The organism is Pseudomonas putida, from assembly GCA_041879295.1.
Taxonomy (GTDB): domain Bacteria; phylum Pseudomonadota; class Gammaproteobacteria; order Pseudomonadales; family Pseudomonadaceae; genus Aquipseudomonas; species Aquipseudomonas putida_Y.
In genome coordinates this window covers 48,165-65,036 of the sequence record CP047152.1, presented here as the reverse complement: position 1 = coordinate 65,036, position 16,872 = coordinate 48,165, and the positions used below count along the sequence as shown (strand labels likewise).

Below are 16,872 nucleotides of genomic sequence, written 5' to 3'. Positions count from 1 at the left end.
CTCATGTTTGAACGTATCATCAGATTCGCCATCGAGCAGCGCATCGTAGTAATGATCGCCGTTCTGATCATGGCGGGTATCGGTATCTACAGCTATCAAAAGCTGCCCATCGATGCGGTACCCGATATCACCAACGTCCAGGTGCAGATCAACACTGCAGCGCCTGGTTACTCGCCCTTGGAAACCGAACAACGGATCACGTTTCCAGTTGAAACGGCCATGGCCGGTCTCCCGGGCCTTCAGCAGACCCGTTCCCTGTCTCGCTCTGGCCTGTCTCAGGTCACCGTGATCTTCAAGGATGGCACTGACATCTTCTTTGCCCGCCAGTTGATCAACGAGCGGCTGCAGGTTGCGAAGGAACAGCTGCCAGAAGGTGTAGAGGCCGTCATGGGTCCGGTATCTACCGGCCTCGGCGAGATCTTCCTGTGGACTGTTGAAGCCGAAGATGGCGCGGTCAAAGAGGACGGTACGCCGTACACCCCGACCGACCTGCGCGTGATCCAGGACTGGATCATCAAGCCTCAGCTGCGTAACGTCCCGGGTGTGGCCGAGATCAATACCATCGGCGGTTATGCCAAGCAGTTCCTGGTTGCGCCGGATCCAAAGCGCCTGGCTACCTACAAGCTGACACTCAATGACCTGGTCGCAGCGTTGGAAAGTAACAACGCCAACGTCGGTGCCGGCTACATCGAGCGTAATGGTGAACAGTTGCTCATCCGTGCACCGGGTCAGGTAGGCAATATCGAAGACATCGCCAACATCGTGATCACCAGTGTGGATGGTGCACCGATTCGCATCAGCAGCGTTGCTGACGTCAGCATCGGTAAAGAGCTCCGTACAGGTGCTGCTACTGAGAACGGCCGCGAAGTCGTGCTCGGTACCGTGTTCATGCTGATTGGTGAAAACAGCCGCACCGTATCTCAAGCTGTCGCCGCCAAATTGGCGGACATCAACCGCACCCTGCCAAAGGGCGTGGTGGCTGTGACTGTTTACGACCGTACCAACCTGGTTGAAAAAGCCATCGCGACGGTGAAGAAGAACCTGGTGGAAGGCGCGATCCTGGTTATCGCCATTCTGTTCCTGTTCCTCGGCAACATCCGTGCGGCTCTGATCACCGCGATGGTGATTCCGCTGTCCATGCTGTTCACCTTCACAGGCATGTTCAACAACAAGGTCAGTGCCAACTTAATGAGTTTGGGGGCACTCGACTTCGGCATCATCGTCGACGGTGCCGTGGTTATTGTAGAAAACGCGATCCGTCGACTGGCTCATGCGCAACATAAGCATGGCCGCATGCTCACCAAAACCGAACGCTTCCACGAGGTCTTTGCCGCGGCGCGAGAAGCTCGCCGGCCGCTGATCTTCGGTCAGCTGATCATCATGGTGGTGTACCTGCCGATCTTCGCCCTCACCGGCGTCGAAGGCAAAATGTTCCACCCGATGGCCTTCACCGTTGTGATGGCGCTGCTGGGTGCAATGGTCCTGTCCGTTACCTTTGTTCCTGCAGCTATTGCCATGTTCGTCACTGGCAAGGTGAAGGAAGAGGAAGGCGTGGTCATGCGCACAGCTCGACTGCGCTATGAACCGGTTCTGCAATGGGTGCTGGGACATCGGAACATCGCTTTCTCGGCCGCAGTAGCCTTGGTCGTGCTCAGTGGTTTGCTGGCAAGTCGTATGGGTAGCGAGTTCATCCCAAGCCTCAGTGAGGGTGACTTTGCGATGCAGGCCATGCGTGTGCCTGGAACGAGCCTCACTCAATCTGTCGAGATGCAGCAGCGTCTGGAGAAAGCGGTGATTGCGCAGGTGCCTGAAGTTGAGCGGATGTTCGCACGCTCGGGTACCGCAGAAATTGCATCTGACCCGATGCCGCCGAACGCCTCTGACGCCTACATCATGCTCAAGCCTCAGGATCAGTGGCCTAACCCGAAGAAGCCTCGTGATGAGCTGATTGCTGAAGTGCAGAAGGCCGCAGCGGGTGTTCCAGGAAGCAACTACGAGTTGTCGCAGCCAATCCAACTGCGTTTCAACGAGCTGATTTCGGGCGTGCGTAGTGACGTCGCTGTGAAAGTCTTCGGCGATGACATGGACGTGCTCAACAACACCGCCAACAAGATCGCGGCAGCGCTCAAAGCGGTCCCGGGCTCATCGGAAGTGAAAGTTGAGCAGACATCCGGCCTGCCGGTGCTGACCATCAACATTGACCGCGAAAAAGCAGCACGCTACGGCCTGAACATCGCGGATGTTCAGAACTCGATCGCTATCGCCGTGGGTGGCCGTCAGGCCGGCACGCTGTATGAGGGCGACCGTCGGTTCGACATGGTAGTACGCCTACCAGAGACCGTTCGCACCGACGTAGCGGGTATGTCCAGCTTGCTGATCCCGGTACCTGCCAATGCGGCACAGGGTGCCAATCAGATCGGCTTCATCCCGCTGTCCCAGGTCGCCAATCTGGACCTGCAACTGGGCCCGAACCAAATCAGCCGCGAGAACGGCAAACGTCTGGTTATCGTCAGCGCCAACGTTCGAGGCCGCGATCTGGGGTCCTTCGTTGAGGAGGCGACCGCATCGCTGGACAAGAAGGTGCAAATCCCTGCGGGCTACTGGACGACTTGGGGGGGCCAGTTCGAGCAGCTGCAGTCGGCTGCCAAACGCCTGCAGATCGTTGTTCCAGTCGCCTTGCTGCTGGTCATGACCTTGTTGTTCCTGATGTTCAACAACCTGAAGGACGGCATGCTGGTCTTCACCGGTATTCCATTCGCACTCACCGGTGGTGTTGTGGCGTTGTGGCTGCGGGACATCCCACTGTCGATCTCGGCAGGTGTCGGCTTCATTGCACTGTCCGGCGTTGCAGTACTGAACGGCCTGGTGATGATTGCCTTCATCCGCGGGCTAAGGGAGGAGGGACGAACGCTCAGACAGGCAGTCGATGAAGGTGCATTGACCCGTCTGCGACCTGTTCTGATGACAGCCTTGGTAGCGTCCCTGGGCTTCATCCCGATGGCTTTGGCCACCGGCACCGGTGCCGAAGTTCAGCGGCCATTGGCGACGGTGGTGATTGGCGGGATCCTGTCCTCCACCGCACTGACCTTGCTGGTACTGCCTGCCCTGTATCACTGGGCACACCGCAAGGATGAAGACGGCGACGAGGCCGAAGTGGTTAGCTAACAGCCTCCGCTAAAGAGAAGCCCACAACACGTGTTGTGGGCTTTTTTGTTTAAAGTGAAGTAGATGCACTTACCTTTCAAAATTGTAAGTTTCTCGTCATGCCGGTGATGCCTATGCATTGCTAAGGTTACGCCCGAGAAGTTTTGAAATTGAGAGGGTTTTATGAAAAAGCTAATTATCGCTGCTGCACTTGTTGTTTTCTCGGTGGCTTCGCAGGCCAACACTTTCTCCGAGAGCAAGCAGCTTCAATACACCAAGGAACACCAGACCGCAGTGGCCAAGTACGCGGAGAAAAATGGCAAGCCAATGCCAGAGATTCAGGATTACAAATATGGCATGAAGATAGACGTTGCGAAATTCGTACGTCAGTCGCAGGACCCCCGTACCTGCCAGGTCTATCCACGGTTGATGACCTTCGAGGACTCCCAGGGCACGCTCAAGACTGTTCGTTACTCGATGTATTCGCAATGCATCAACAACAAGTAGTAAACGATTTGAACAGAACAATTAGAGAATTCATAAATGCCAGGCAGTGCCTGGCATTTTTTATTACGCCCGATACCCCATAGCTTCGAAATGTTAACGCCTGGGCTCGGGCAAACCGTGCAATAGATCTTAGCCAACCAACAGAGACGGCTCCCCAACTGCAGAGGGCAATTGGAAGCCTTGACCCCAGAAGGGACGAGTTATGAAGAGTTTGCTTGAACGCCCTGATGACCAAGCCGGGCATGAAGGTCATAGCCATGAGCATGGCGGCATTTTTGGAATGAACACAGAGCTGATTTTCGCGCTGATCTGTGGTGCTCTCCTGGGTGCCGGAGCTCTCGCAGGAAAACTTGGCCTGATTGATCGTCTGCCTCTGATTCTGTACGTGTCGGCCTACGTGTTCGGTGGATGGTTCACCACTAAGGAAGCGGTTACCAACATCCGTCAGAAACGCTTCGAGATCGACTCGCTGATGCTTCTCGCCGCAGTCGGTGCCGCGAGCATCGGCGCCTGGGCGGAGGGGGCTCTGCTGCTGTTCCTGTTCAGTCTGGGGCATTCCCTTGAAAGCTACGCGATGGGGCGGGCCAAGAAAGCGATTGAGGCACTGTCCAAGCTCGCACCAGCCACCGCGATCGTACGCAGAGCAAATGGCACGGTGGAGATGCCCGTGGAGCTGCTGGTTCCCGGTGACGTTGTCATCGTGCGCCCCAATGACCGCCTGCCGGCCGATGGTTTTGTAGTCGTAGGCTCCTCAAGTATCAACCAGGCGCCAGTAACCGGTGAGAGCGTCCCCGTGGACAAGCAACCTGTTCCTGATGCCGAACTCGCACGCAGCAAGCCAGATGCAGTGGATGCAGCCTCGAAAGTCTTCGCCGGTACCATCAATGGCGAAACGCTCATCGAGGTTGAGGTAACACGGCGCTCTACGGAGAGTACCTTGGCGCGGGTCATCAAGATGGTCAGTGAAGCCGAAGTCAGGAAGTCACCGACCCAGCGATTCACGGACCGCTTCCAACGCATATTCGTCCCGTTGGTTTTACTGCTGGTAGTCGGGCTGCTATTTGCCGGCATTTTCCTTGACGAGCCGTTCCGTGACTCGTTCTACCGGGCGATGGCCGTACTGGTTGCAGCCAGCCCCTGCGCGCTCGCGATCGCTACACCAAGCGCCATTCTCTCTGGCATCGCCAGGGCAGCCCGAGGTGGCGTGCTGATCAAGGGCGGTGCGCCACTTGAAGAGCTTGGATCATTGAATGCCATGGCATTCGACAAGACCGGTACCCTGACCGAAGGGCGCCCACGTATCACCGATGTAATACCCATAGGCGGCACGCAGATCGAGGATCTGCTAAACGTCGCCATCGCTGTGGAGTCGATGAGCGACCATCCGCTGGCTGCGGCAATTGTGCGTGACGGTGAAGAGATGATTGGCACACGGCGCCGATTCCAAGCCAAGAACATGAGCAACATGATTGGCCGCGGCGTGCGTGCTGAGCTTGATGGGCAGTTCGTCTGGATTGGCAAGGTCGAGATGTTCGGTACCAATGGTATTCCCGCACTCAGCAAGGCAGCCCTGGAGGCTGCGGAGCGTCTACGTCAGTCAGGCCGTACCACCATGGTGGTACGGCGTGCTGACAAGGATCTGGGCGCTATCGGGCTATTGGACACACCCCGGGAGGGGGCCAAAGAGGCACTCCAGAAGCTTAGAGAGATGGGCATCGAACGCATGGTCATGATTTCTGGAGACCACAACCGCGTTGCAGAGGCTGTAGCCAAACAAGTTGGCTTAGATGAAGCGTGGGGAGACCTGATGCCGGAAGACAAGGTCAAGGCCATCAAAAACCTGCGCCTTAGCGCCAAGGTGGCCATGGTGGGTGACGGCGTCAATGATGCCCCTGCCATGGCCAGTTCGAGCGTTGGTATCGCAATGGGGGCTGCTGGATCTGATGTTGCCCTGGAAACGGCTGATATCGCGCTTATGGCTGACGACATCAGGCAACTCCCATTTGCGGTGGGGCTGAGCCGTCACACGCGATCGATCATCCACCAGAATCTGTTCGTCAGCTTGGGGATTGTGGCCATCCTGGTTCCGTCCACCATCATGGGCTTGAGCATTGGTGCCGCTGTTGCGATCCATGAGGGCTCCACACTGTTGGTCGTCTTCAACGCCTTGCGCCTGTTGGCCTACCGCAGAAGCACCTGATCCCTGAGCTTCAATCATGAAGCTAAGCAGGGAAATGACCTGAAGTAGAAGTACGGGTCGTGCGCGATCAGCGCACGACCCGTACTTTTCTCTCACTCGTCGATCCCGATGCGCTTGAGGCTTTCAAGGGCCTTTCCGCACTCAGGTGAGCCATGCCGTAAGCCGCAGGCCAATGCAGCTTTGAGGCTCATGACACCGGCTACGAAACCGACTTGATTGCCGACTCCGTGTCCGTCCGCAAATCCCTGATCATACGCAATCTCGACAAGCGCATTGATCGCCGCCAGGGTGTCCTGTTTGTTTTTACTCTTTTGCATATCTACTCCGCGAGCATTCAGCTCATATCGCTCGGTTAGGTGGCGGCGCCTTCAGGTTTGGGGTGAGCGAATCCCGCTCCCATAGCCAATCCCTAACGGGGGGCTCAGCCCGCCACCGTAAGGAAAATCAGCTATTGAGAGCAGATGACTCGTTTTGGTCACCCGTGCTGCTCGCCTCACCGCATTGGCACTGAGTGGGTACATCCGGGTAGTCGCTGTGATTCTCAATGAACAGCGTTCGGCAGGTTTCGCACCCATAGATCCGGGGCAGGGATTTAAGGCCGCTCGGAAGCACGTCACTCAGAGGCTCGTTATGCCAAGGAGCCCCGTCAAGGATTCTTGAACGCAGGATGTTTCCCAGGCGCCAGGTGTCACTTTGTGCGCGCCAGGACCACATCGGCGCAGAAAGCGAATACTGGATGAAGGTCTCTTGTGACTGCCTGGATAGCGGGTACTTGGGGCGGGTCCAGCCGGAATCGATGATGCTGAACCCCATGCCCATTTCTGCGCTCGGGTGGGTCTTTTCACCAAAGAAACGGTCATGCGTCGCTGGAGCCGTCGCATGATGGTCAGTCGGTGGGAATACCCACAGATAACACTCATCCCGGTTGACCATGCTGATGAGCTCGCTTGGCCCCCGCATGGGGGAATTTGCAGCCAGGGCGAAGCGATCCTTCCACGACATTTTGGGAGGCGGCGCAATACCAGCAGCGATGGCCAACGTGGCAGTCTTGGGGACGAAGCGATCGCCTAGCTCGTTCAGATCCAGGTTCTTGCAGAGAGCCTTGAAGGCCTTTTTGCGAGTCTTCGAGCTGAAGGAGGGGTCAAGGAGCAGGCGAACCTGGTTCACGCCGATTCCCGCAGTTCGTAGCACCTCAATGACTTCTTCAGCCACACCGACTGCTTGAAGATCGGTCAATCCTAAGCACGTTTTCGCCCGCTCGACCGCCGCGTAGAGGTTGTACTGCCGTGTCTCGTTGTCACGACAGACCTGAATTGGCAGCTTGTCTTGGATGGCAACTTGCGGTGCAACGGAGCCGATGGCCGCGTGGAACAGCTGGTGGAGGTGCAGATGAGAGTACGGGCGGCCAGAAGCCGAGAACGAGGCGTGCAGCTGAGCAGCGAGAGGTTGAAGCAGCTTTTTTGCAGACATGACTATCCCCTAATGAGCGACGTTGGGGTAGCTGCGCTTGTAGGGCCGTTAGACGCGAAGCTGGACGTCGAATCAGGTTCAATCATGAATAGGAGTCAGGTTTGATTTGCTTGCACGGCCACCATGCAAAGCCCGACGCGGCAATCACATCAGATTCGCCGAGCTTTGGCAAGAGCGGTCATCGGTAAGCGAAAGCAGGTAGGAGGAGGGCGCTCCATGCTTGATCACCTCCAGAAACAGGAAAGCCGGAAGCACGTTGAGCGCTTCCGGCTTTCTCACGTCAGACTGATGAGAGGGATCAGAAGACGTATTGCAGGCGGGTCACGATGGCATTGCCGCTGTCGTCGCCCACGGTGTTCTCGTTGTTGTCGGTGCGCACGTTGATGTAGTTGGCACTGACTTTCACCGCCTCGTTGACGTACCAGTTCACACCCACCGTGTGGCTCTTGGCCTTGCGCTCGTTCGATTGGTCCGCCGCGGTGACCAGGTTGCCGTCTTCGACCTTGATATCGTCAAAGCGGTAGAAGACTTCCCAGGCCCCCAGTTCCTTGTTCTCTGGTTTGATAGTGTCGAACTTGGCACCATCGAGCTTGTAGATACGCGGCTCGCCGGTCAGGGTGTAAGCCATCTGGGCGTAGTAACCGGAGGCCTTCATGTCGTTGTTGGCCTGGTCAGCTTTCAGCTTGCGGCGAAGGTATTCCGCTTGAACCGAGAACGGGCCGGTGGCCCAGGCACCTTCGAGACCCCAGACCGAGTCGTCCTTCCACAGGCCATCTTGTGCAGCAGCACCGCCAAACAGCATGCGGTTGCCGTTGGTGCCGGCATCGCCGCCGCCATTGGTATCTACACCGCGGACGCCCAGACGCGAACGAATCCGGGTATCGACCGCACTGTTTTTGAGGTCGCGGTAAGCGTACTGAGCACCGACGTGCAGGACGTTGCCATCACTGTGCAGCGGTGCGAACACGCCACGTACGTTGTAGCGCTTGGTGCTGTCGCCATCCGAGTTGTTATTGGTTTCGCTGAAAACGCTACCGGAAACATAAGCCATGTCAGCGATGGTGCTGGTGGCTTGAACACCCATGCCGGCGTTGTCGTTGATCCAGTCCGCCAGGTCGTACGAGAGGTTCCGCTCCATGGCGGTGGTCCACTTCGAACTGGTGGCTTTCTCAAGACCGAAGTCGGTGTAGAAACGGCCAAAGCGCAGTTGCACCGGCTTGAAACCCGTGTAGGTCAGGCTGGCTTCGTCGAAGTAGCCGTCGGAGTCGTTGCCCGTGTTGCGGGAAAGGTCGTAGTTGAGCTGATACTTCCAGTCGCGGTACAGCACGCCACCGAGCTCAAGGTAGGCGCGACGGAAGTAGCCTGCGTCAGCGGTATCGCCATTCTTGGTGAAGACACCATCGAAACGGCCGTAGTCGGCCTGAACTCGGCCGCCCAGTTTGAAACTGAATTCCTTGTCAGAAGTCGATACTTCAAGACCGCCCTTGGTCTTCAGAACGATGTCAGCTCCGTCAGTGGTTACTGTTCCGGAGAATGCTTGCGAGGAAAATGTGCCTATTATTGCGGCAGCCAACAGCTTTTCCCGCATGTTCGAAGAACGGATCATTGCTTGCCTCTCGTATGTTAAGTGCTTAGCTACCGACGTTATATTTCGCCCTGCGCCGGCCTAAATTTATCTTGCAGATGGGAGCAGGCCACGGTTGTCACCCGCTGTAACAAGATGCCTTTGTTCTAAGCACTCTGACTAGGTTGCAAGCGAATATGACAGTTGTGTTTCTGTAGTGTTAACGGAGGAGTTTGAAACCTAACAAAACTGTTACCGAACAAGCCAGTCCTTCTTATCAAAGAAGCTCTTCTTGATCAATCTTCGAATTTCCAAAACCTGCGGATTGCGGACAAGCTTCGTTTTGATAACAAGATAGACATCTTTCTCCTCCAGGTCGTCCAGGAAACCCGGCACGGGTAGGATATTTCTCTCCAGTTTTCGGCTGTAGTCGGGCAGCACTCCAATACACGCACCGCCAACGACAAGGCCTCGTGATAGGTTGTAGCTCTTGACCCGAGTGGTACCGCCCTGATGCTCAGCCATTATCGATGCCCACTTTCGTGAGCCCGCCAAGATCTCTTCATCCCAAGGGACAACGAGCATGAAGTTGTGCAAATCCAAGCTCTCCACTGGAAGGGTGACGCTTCTTGAATAGCGGCTGGAAATGAACAGGGCGTGCCCAATCCGGCCAAGCCTTTCAAACCTATACGTAGGATGGCGATCAAGCGCGCCTTTATCATCTGGGCTCACCAAAGCGATACCCACATCGACTTCACACTCAGAAAGCATCTGCGTTGTGCATTCTGAATGGATTTCCAGCTGCATTTCGGCATGATCACGCACGTAGGCGACTAGATCGCGGTTTACGATGTCGTTCAGCACTGGCTCTGTGATCGCGATGGTAAGCCTGGGGACTTCCTTTTCACCGGACTTGCCAAGGCCGTCTGGGCCGAAGAGCTGGCACAGGTAATGGCTGACCCTCTCGCCTGTGCGGGTCAGGGCAAGCTTGTTGTGTTTGTAGACAAACACGGGAGCACCAATGTGCTCTTCCAGTTTCTCCAAGCGTTTCCGCAGGCCTACCACTGGCACATTGAGCCCTCGGGCAGCCTGTTTGAAACTGGCACAACGTGCTGTTGCGAAAAACTCTACGGCCAGCTGATCATCAATTGGCAAATCATCCAATATGTCAGGGCTGTAAGGAACAACGCTGCTTGTATATGTTTCATTTTGTGTAACCATTAGGTCCCCCTTAATTCGGGGAATCTATCTCAATGCCACCCGGTGTTTCCTTATCTTGTCAACATTGTAATCCACGGGTCATGCATGCGTTATCGGAAGGCTTTTATTTCGAAAGCGTAATTTTCAGGCAATCCCTCTGATATTGTAGCGTGCTAGCCTAGTGCGCCGACTTGTTACTTACCATATATAGATTCGGCTAATTACGCATTTACATTTAGTTCACTATTTTTTCACCTTTGCCTCCATAGGCTTTGGGCATGGAAAATCAAACCCCACCTCTTACTACCTTACTGATTCGTTATCTGGGGATCGGCTTCATAGCAACGGGAGTCCATTATGCGGTGTTCCTATTGCTGGTTACGACAGAATTCGTTACTCCGTTACTGGCCAGTATCTGTGGCGGCATGGTTGGCGCAATCGCGAGCTTCATTGGAAATAGGGCGCTCTGTTTTGTGGCAGATGGCTCTCGTAAGTTTCAGCCTGTCAGGTTTGCACTGGTCGCGTTAACCACAAACTTCGGCAATGGCGTGGGTATGTGGTTCCTCATCAAGTCGAATCTGTCACCGCTCATCTCCCAAGTCGTAGTGACCTTAAGCCTCACTGCACTTGGATTCATTGCACATCGTTTTTGGACATTCAATCATGCAGACATTACATCGCTTTCCCGAGCGCCCTGATCCCTTGTTAACCATCGTGGTCCCTTGCTTCCAGGAAGAGGAAACCATCCCCGAGTTCCACCAGCGAATCACCCGCGTGGTGAAGCGCTTACCCGTCTCCTGCGAAATCCTCTATGTCGACGACGGCAGTAATGACCGGACGGCCGACATTCTTCGCCACTATCAGGATGGGTCATCTGTACGTTGCCTGTCCCTGAGTCGCAACTTCGGCAAAGAGGCTGCACTGAGCGCCGGGATAGACCATGCCCGTGGCAGTGCGCTGATCTTCATTGATGTCGACCTGCAGGATCCACCAGAGCTCATCGCGGCCATGGTGGACTACTGGCAACGCGGCTACGACGTGGTGAACATGCAGCGCAACCTGAGAATCGGTGATTCGTGGTTCAAGCGCATGAGTGCCCGGGCTTACTACTGGGTCATGCAGCGCCTGGTGGAGAAGGTGGACATGCCGGCCGATGTCAGCGATTTCCGATTGATTGGGCCTGCGCCGCTGGCAGCCCTGCGGGCCCTGGATGAACGCTCCAGGATTCTCAAAGGCATGATCGGCTGGGTAGGCTTTCGTACCATCGAACTGCCCTACAATCGCACTGTTCGCCATGCCGGGAGCACCAAATGGAATGCAGCTGGCCTGTTCAATCTGGCCATCGAGAGCATCGTCAGCTTCTCTCGCAAACCACTGCGCATTTTCAGCCTCATCAGTTTCGGTCTTTTCGTCTCCAGCATCTGCTACATGCTTGCGTCGCTTGTGGCAGGCAGTTTCGACATCCATCACCTGATCGTCGGAATGGCTTCATTCATGTGCGTCGGTGTCGCCATGGTGGGGGAGTACCTGGGCGTGACACTCGCGGAAGTGAAGCGCCGGCCTCTCTATTTCCTGAAGCACAGCAACAAGGCAGATCCCGTGTCACTCCACCCTTCGATGGCTTCGATCGAGGGTAAGAAATGCTGAACCTGAAGAACGAGAGGACGCTGTGGTGGGTCCTGGGTTCGATTTTGCTATTGCGTTTGGTGGGGCTGGGCATCTACCCGCTGATGGACACATCTGAGGCCCGTTACGCTGAAATGGCTCGCAAGATGGTCGAGTTGAATGACTGGATCACGCCCATGTTCGACTACGGGGTACCGTTCTGGGGCAAGCCTCCGTTGTCCTTCTGGACCCAGGCCGCGAGCATGACGGTCTTCGGCGTTAACGAGTTCGCTGCGCGCTTCCCAGCGTGGCTACTCCACCTGGCAAGCTGTTTCATCATCATCAAACTCGGCACGCAGCAGATTTCTCGTAACGCCGGCATCTGGGCTGCCATTATTTTTTCCAGCACCACACTTGGCCTGGTCTCCAGCGGTGTTGTGCTGACTGACCCTGTTTTGTCGTTCTCGATTCTGCTGGCCAGCTACGGTTTCTGGCGTTGGATGAAGTGCGCCAGCAAGGCGGATGCCTACCTGATGTTCGCAGGTCTCGGGCTGGGCTTGCTTGCCAAAGGGCCGCTGACCCTGGTGCTTATGGGGGCGCCGGCATTCGCCTGGTTCGTTATCTACAAGGAATGGGGACGGGTACTGAGGCTTCCCTGGATTAGCGGCCTTGTACTCATGTTCGGTATATCCGTGCCATGGTATGTCGCGGCCGAGATGAAAACGCCCGGCTTCATGGAGTACTTCTTCGTTGGTGAGCACTGGAGCCGCTACGTCGTCAGTAACTGGGCAGGGGACCTCTATGGTAGTGCTCATGCCAAGCCGTACGGCAGCATCTGGATCCAGCTCGGATTGTCGCTACTGCCATGGGCCTTGTTTCTACCACTGTTGATCCGCAAGCGTGGATCGATGCAGCGCTTCAAAGCCTACCTCTGGCTGTGGGCCTTGGCGACACCGGTCTTCTTCACATTTGCAGGCAACATTCTGTGGACCTACCTGCTACCCGCGCTGCCAGCGTGGGCATTGCTGCTGTCTGCACGGGTCAGCGAAGTTGGCCCGAAGACCACCTGGGCTGCCGCTGCGAGCGCATTGGTGTTGCCAATCATCGGTGCGGGCATCATCTACGCCGGGGTACTAGAGGAGCGCCCTCAGAATCAGCGGGATGTGGTTCAAGCCTGGCTCAATGTGCAGTCTGCTCATTCCGCTCCCCTGATCTATCCTGGCCGCCGCTCATACTCGTCGGAGTTTTACAGCAGCGGGAAGTCCGAGAACATCAAGGATCCTGCCAAGTGGCCGCGGGATGGCTCGTTCTATCTGTCCAGGCGCTTGCGAGACAGCAAGGATGGTCTGCCCGCTGATCTAGCTTGCACATCGATCACCGAAGCGAACGCCAGCCAGCTCCTGCTGTGCCATTGGAAACGCCCCGCACAAGGTGCCGAGGGTCTGGCCGGAGAAAGCAATGCGGAAACGCCTCGCAAGAACGAAGGCTAAATTCCAAGCACAAAAAAGCCAGGTTTTACCCTGGCTTTTTTGTCGATTTCTTTCGTCATTTGAAGTCCTATTTAACCGCCGATTAATTGTCGGCTTGTTCCTTACCATCCTTGCTTTCTTTCTTTTGCTCTTGAGCGACTTGTTGTTTGTTCTGGTCCGAAGAGTCATCGCTCCATAGGCGAGCCTGTTCGGTTCGGAAGTTCTCGTTGAACTGTTTCGTTCGCTCGAAGCCGCCTTCAGCGTAAGCGGTACCCATGAGACCCAGCAGCAGGCTGCCAATAGCGATAGATTTGACAAATTTCATTGTGAACCTCGGTTCATACTAGGCCAACCTGATTAGCGGCCTTTGTTGGTTTGTAGTTTAGGAACGCGAAGCTAACGACAAGGTGAGTCAATAATTACAATTCCGTAATTTTGGCTGCAGATAGGATGCGTTAAATCTTCAAATCTGGAAGGATCATGTCTATCTCGGCACTGTCGAGGGCGACTTCGAATTTTCTCTTAAATTACAATTTTGATATCTAGCGCGTTAATTCAGCGCGGCGTTGTTGGCCGCCCTAGGAGATAGCCATGAATGACATAGAGCCCTGGGCAGTTGCTATCGGTGACTTTCGCCGCTGCACTGAAAAACTCACTGTCCAGCTCGATGAGCTGACCTCGCAGACGCGCACCTCCAGCGCTGTTCTGGAGAGGTCGAACGAACTGGTGGAGCAGGTGGACGCTGTCGGCCGGCAGATTCAGGAGGAGGTGCGAAAGGCGGAGAAGGCTTGGTCGAACGCGGAGGAGGTTGCCTTGCGCGCCGCTGCATCAGCGTATTCAGCTGCATGCCGCGGAGTCGACACCGCCATCCAGCCACTGATCTCGGAGCTTACAGCAGCGACAAAGGCGGCGGACGCCTCTATCCAGGAGCTCAAGCGGGCACCGGTGCTGGCCAAGCGTTATGTGATGGTGGTCGCCACGGCGTTCTTCATTCTGGCGCTGATCTGTGTCTACTCGACCATGCGCCTGATCGATGCCGCCGGCAGCGTAAGTGCTCAAGAGAAAGTGAATGCTCAGTACTTCTCACACCTGTGGAAAAACGCCAATCCTGACGAACAGAAGATTATTAAGTCGGTGATTCTGCGGTCGCCCATGGACCCTGTGGTCCTTCGGCACTGATGCATTGAGGCAAACAAAAGGCCCGTCGATTGACGGGCCTAATCGTGTCTGCGCAATTTAAGCGGCGGTCATTGCCGGCTGCATTTGCTGGGCTTCCGGAAAGTGAAGGTGGAACCAGGTGAAGTTTTCTTCGGTCACCTCCACGCTCGCCGATCCCTGGTGCAGACTCATGATCGACTGCACAATGGCCAAGCCAAGACCGGTACCGCCTTCGCTCCGTGCTCGGCTCTTGTCCACACGGTAGAACCGCTCAAACAAGTGCGCGTGGTGTTCCTTGGCAATACCACGGCCGGGGTTGCCGACACTCAACGTCGTACCGCTCGCACTATGCTGCACCTTAACGTAGACCGTGCGGCCGCGAGGGCAGTAACGGATCGCGTTCGAGACCAGATTCGAGACGGCACGTTGAACCATCAGGCGATTCCCGCGCACCACGTCATCACTGCCGGAGATCTGCAGCTGAATCTCGCCTTCTTCTGCTGAAATGCTGAAGAGCTCGCACACTCGCTGAACCTCGTCGACCAAGGAGACGGATTCGAACTCCACCATTGATGCTGGATGACTGACCTGGGCCAAGAACAGCATGTCGGAAACCATGCGGCTCATGCGGTCCAGCTCTTCTGTGCACGACTCCAGAACCTCCCGGTACTCGGAAAGCGATCGTTCTCTGGTCAAGGCAACCTGGGCCTTGCCCATCAGGTTGGAAAGCGGTGCTCGAAGTTCGTGAGCAAGGTCGTCAGAAAACTGCGAGAGCTGCTGAACCCCATCATCCAGGCGAGCCAGCATGATGTTGATGCCGTCGGCGAGCATTTTGAGTTCTGCCGGCATCCCATCAGTTGGAAGGCGATGGTCGAGGCTCTCGGTTGAGATTTTCGAGGCGATCTTGAGGAACTTGGTCAGTGGTAGCAGGCCTCTGCGCACAGTCCACCAGCCAATGGCCAAGATCAGTGCGAGGATGACGGGGGACATCATCAAGGCCCAGGTCAGCAACGCATCGAGCAGCGCCTCACTGGATGACTGGTCCATGGTCATATAGACGCTGACCTCTGTTCCATCGCCCAAACGCATGATTCGAGAAGCACTCAGCAGAGGACGGTCCTGCGTATCACGCCATTCGTGCTCTTTGGGCTGGGCCGCCGGCTGAAACTTGTGCACCTCCAGATTGACCTGTTTCGAGCCAATCGAGAGCAGGGGAGTCTGATTCTGTGAGGTATCGAATATGCTCACATACAGGTTGTTGTGGCCCATGACCAAATCGACAAGCTGATGCGCATCCGCGTTGACGCCGGAGATGTCCGGGATGGTGGACAGGTTGTGAGCCATCCCCGCCATCTTTACTTCCAGGTCTGCTCTGGCATTTCTTTCCAGAGCCTTGCCTACCATCAGATAGCCAAAGGTGGCGAACAGAAGCAGCAACGCTGCGCTCATCAACCCAACTTTTAACCCCAGCTTTGCAGCCAGGCTGAATGGCCTCATGCGCGTTCCTCAAAAACGTACCCAACGCCACGAAGCGTGTGAATGAGCTTGGTTTCAAACGGCTCATCGATCTTCGAGCGCAAGCGCCGGATGGCTACATCGATGACATTGGTGTCGCAATCGAAATTCATATCCCAGACCAACGAGATGATCTGAGAGCGAGTCAGCGCTTCGCCCGTTCGGCTCATGAGCAGGTGCAGAAGCGCAAATTCCTTGGTGGTGAGATCGATGCGTGTGCCACCGCGGAAGACGCGATGGCGGACGGAGTCGAGTTCCAGATCGGCAATTTTCAGCGAGCTCTTCTCGACTAACTCATCACCACGGCGTTGCAGCGAACGGATGCGAGCAAGCAGCTCAGGGAATTCGAATGGCTTCACAAGGTAGTCATCCGCGCCGCCGTCCAAGCCCTTGAGCTTGTCATTGATGCGTCCGCGGGCGGTCAGCATGATGATGCGGACCCGGCTGGTCTTACGGATGGTTTCCAGCAGGTCCCAGCCGTCGATACCCGGGAGGTTCACGTCCAGGAGGACCAACGAATAGACATTAGTGTTGAACAAGTGCAGAGCATCTACACCGTTGTGCACGATATCTACGACATACCCGCTTTCGGATAGGCCCTGCTGAAGATATTCGGCAGTTTTAATTTCGTCTTCCACAACTAGAACGCGCATAACTTATCTCAAGGTGTGAGGTAGGAGTTGGCCTAATCCGCCAAGATTATGGTTGCAGGCTGTTCGAAAGTTTGGCTGAGGGTATGGCATGTGGTAGTCGCTACCTCTGTCCATACGCCGGGTCACCTGAGGACGCTTGAATCTTAACGCGAAGAAGCTGGCCGCGGCGAAATCCTACAAATTTGTAATGTAGCCGCAAGATTTCTGACAGTCATGCAGGCTCCACCCCTAAGCATAGCGGATTCTGGGGCCTGCGGCGGTGTATGACAGATTCGCCTGGCAGGTGGAATCGGCCAGGACAGGCAGCATTTCGGTCGTTAGCTTGCAAGGACTGGTACTGGCCTTGGATCGAGGGCGCCACGCAGGCAGACCCCATGCACGGCCGCA

Annotated in this window: 14 protein-coding genes; 7 read left to right on the top strand and 7 right to left on the bottom strand. The window is 55.9% G+C overall.

Going from position 1 to position 16,872, the window contains the following annotated elements:
• Nucleotides 1-3: 3 nt before the first annotated feature.
• The 3 genes from GST84_00290 to GST84_00280 all read left to right on the top strand — a co-directional run bounded on the left by GST84_00290 (nt 4) and on the right by GST84_00280 (nt 5,851).
• Nucleotides 4-3,165, top strand: a complete 3,162-nt coding sequence (locus GST84_00290) for a CusA/CzcA family heavy metal efflux RND transporter (GenBank protein ID XGB10878.1) — start codon at nt 4-6, stop codon at nt 3,163-3,165.
• 162 nt (nt 3,166-3,327) lie between these two features.
• Nucleotides 3,328-3,651 (top strand): DUF2790 domain-containing protein, encoded by a 324-nt coding sequence (locus GST84_00285; protein XGB10877.1) that lies wholly within the window; start codon nt 3,328-3,330, stop codon nt 3,649-3,651.
• A 202-nt stretch (nt 3,652-3,853) separates the two neighbouring features.
• Entirely contained in the window at nt 3,854-5,851 is a 1,998-nt protein-coding gene (locus GST84_00280) for a heavy metal translocating P-type ATPase (protein XGB10876.1), read from the top strand.
• A 92-nt stretch (nt 5,852-5,943) separates the two neighbouring features.
• Here the strand turns inward: GST84_00280 and GST84_00275 are convergent, their stop codons facing one another.
• The 4 genes from GST84_00275 to GST84_00260 all read right to left on the bottom strand — a co-directional run bounded on the left by GST84_00275 (nt 5,944) and on the right by GST84_00260 (nt 10,106).
• Nucleotides 5,944-6,168 carry a hypothetical protein gene (locus GST84_00275; GenBank protein XGB10875.1) on the bottom strand — a complete coding sequence of 75 codons (225 nt, stop codon included), beginning with the start codon at nt 6,166-6,168 and terminating at the stop codon, nt 5,944-5,946.
• A 127-nt stretch (nt 6,169-6,295) separates the two neighbouring features.
• A complete protein-coding gene (locus GST84_00270; protein XGB10874.1) occupies nt 6,296-7,321 on the bottom strand; it encodes a hypothetical protein in 1,026 nt (341 codons plus the stop codon).
• Between the two features lie 298 nt (nt 7,322-7,619).
• Entirely contained in the window at nt 7,620-8,927 is a 1,308-nt protein-coding gene (locus tag GST84_00265) for a porin (GenBank protein ID XGB10873.1), read from the bottom strand.
• 210 nt (nt 8,928-9,137) lie between these two features.
• The gene (locus tag GST84_00260; GenBank protein ID XGB10872.1) at nt 9,138-10,106 is read right to left on the bottom strand and encodes a LysR family transcriptional regulator; all 969 of its coding nucleotides are present in this window, start codon (nt 10,104-10,106) and stop codon (nt 9,138-9,140) included.
• Nucleotides 10,107-10,363: 257 nt separating this feature from the next.
• Between GST84_00260 and GST84_00255 the strand changes: the two genes are divergently transcribed.
• Genes GST84_00255 through GST84_00245 form a run of 3 tightly spaced genes read left to right on the top strand, consistent with a single transcriptional unit; the run spans nt 10,364 to nt 13,180 of the window.
• Nucleotides 10,364-10,783 (top strand): GtrA family protein, encoded by a 420-nt coding sequence (locus GST84_00255; GenBank protein XGB10871.1) that lies wholly within the window; start codon nt 10,364-10,366, stop codon nt 10,781-10,783.
• A complete protein-coding gene (locus tag GST84_00250) occupies nt 10,749-11,732 on the top strand; it encodes a glycosyltransferase (GenBank protein ID XGB15687.1) in 984 nt (327 codons plus the stop codon). The genes GST84_00255 and GST84_00250 overlap by 35 nt, the downstream gene beginning before the upstream one ends.
• The gene (locus GST84_00245; protein XGB10870.1) at nt 11,726-13,180 is read left to right on the top strand and encodes a phospholipid carrier-dependent glycosyltransferase; all 1,455 of its coding nucleotides are present in this window, start codon (nt 11,726-11,728) and stop codon (nt 13,178-13,180) included. Before GST84_00250 ends, GST84_00245 begins: the two co-directional genes overlap by 7 nt.
• Before the next feature lie 82 nt (nt 13,181-13,262).
• Here GST84_00245 and GST84_00240 read toward each other — a convergent pair whose 3' ends face one another.
• Nucleotides 13,263-13,484: a hypothetical protein gene (locus GST84_00240; protein ID XGB10869.1), complete on the bottom strand. Its 222-nt coding sequence runs from the start codon at nt 13,482-13,484 to the stop codon at nt 13,263-13,265.
• Nucleotides 13,485-13,750: 266 nt separating this feature from the next.
• Between GST84_00240 and GST84_00235 the strand changes: the two genes are divergently transcribed.
• The gene (locus tag GST84_00235; protein ID XGB10868.1) at nt 13,751-14,338 is read left to right on the top strand and encodes a hypothetical protein; all 588 of its coding nucleotides are present in this window, start codon (nt 13,751-13,753) and stop codon (nt 14,336-14,338) included.
• Between the two features lie 57 nt (nt 14,339-14,395).
• Here GST84_00235 and GST84_00230 read toward each other — a convergent pair whose 3' ends face one another.
• On the bottom strand, nt 14,396-15,814 hold the full coding sequence (locus GST84_00230; GenBank protein XGB10867.1) for a heavy metal sensor histidine kinase: 1,419 nt from the start codon (nt 15,812-15,814) through the stop codon (nt 14,396-14,398).
• A complete protein-coding gene (locus GST84_00225) occupies nt 15,811-16,485 on the bottom strand; it encodes a heavy metal response regulator transcription factor (protein ID XGB10866.1) in 675 nt (224 codons plus the stop codon). The genes GST84_00230 and GST84_00225 overlap by 4 nt, the downstream gene beginning before the upstream one ends.
• Nucleotides 16,486-16,872: the final 387 nt, after the last annotated feature.

Coding starts and splice junctions, on each gene's coding strand:
- GST84_00260 (XGB10872.1), bottom strand. CDS start 10,106: ATGGTTACACAAAATGAAACATATACAAGCAGCGTTGTTCCTTACAGC.
- GST84_00255 (XGB10871.1), top strand. CDS start 10,364: ATGGAAAATCAAACCCCACCTCTTACTACCTTACTGATTCGTTATCTG.
- GST84_00230 (XGB10867.1), bottom strand. CDS start 15,814: ATGAGGCCATTCAGCCTGGCTGCAAAGCTGGGGTTAAAAGTTGGGTTG.
- GST84_00225 (XGB10866.1), bottom strand. CDS start 16,485: ATGCGCGTTCTAGTTGTGGAAGACGAAATTAAAACTGCCGAATATCTT.
- GST84_00285 (XGB10877.1), top strand. CDS start 3,328: ATGAAAAAGCTAATTATCGCTGCTGCACTTGTTGTTTTCTCGGTGGCT.
- GST84_00280 (XGB10876.1), top strand. CDS start 3,854: ATGAAGAGTTTGCTTGAACGCCCTGATGACCAAGCCGGGCATGAAGGT.
- GST84_00245 (XGB10870.1), top strand. CDS start 11,726: ATGCTGAACCTGAAGAACGAGAGGACGCTGTGGTGGGTCCTGGGTTCG.
- GST84_00275 (XGB10875.1), bottom strand. CDS start 6,168: ATGCAAAAGAGTAAAAACAAACAGGACACCCTGGCGGCGATCAATGCG.
- GST84_00270 (XGB10874.1), bottom strand. CDS start 7,321: ATGTCTGCAAAAAAGCTGCTTCAACCTCTCGCTGCTCAGCTGCACGCC.
- GST84_00265 (XGB10873.1), bottom strand. CDS start 8,927: ATGATCCGTTCTTCGAACATGCGGGAAAAGCTGTTGGCTGCCGCAATA.
- GST84_00250 (XGB15687.1), top strand. CDS start 10,749: ATGCAGACATTACATCGCTTTCCCGAGCGCCCTGATCCCTTGTTAACC.
- GST84_00235 (XGB10868.1), top strand. CDS start 13,751: ATGAATGACATAGAGCCCTGGGCAGTTGCTATCGGTGACTTTCGCCGC.
- GST84_00290 (XGB10878.1), top strand. CDS start 4: ATGTTTGAACGTATCATCAGATTCGCCATCGAGCAGCGCATCGTAGTA.
- GST84_00240 (XGB10869.1), bottom strand. CDS start 13,484: ATGAAATTTGTCAAATCTATCGCTATTGGCAGCCTGCTGCTGGGTCTC.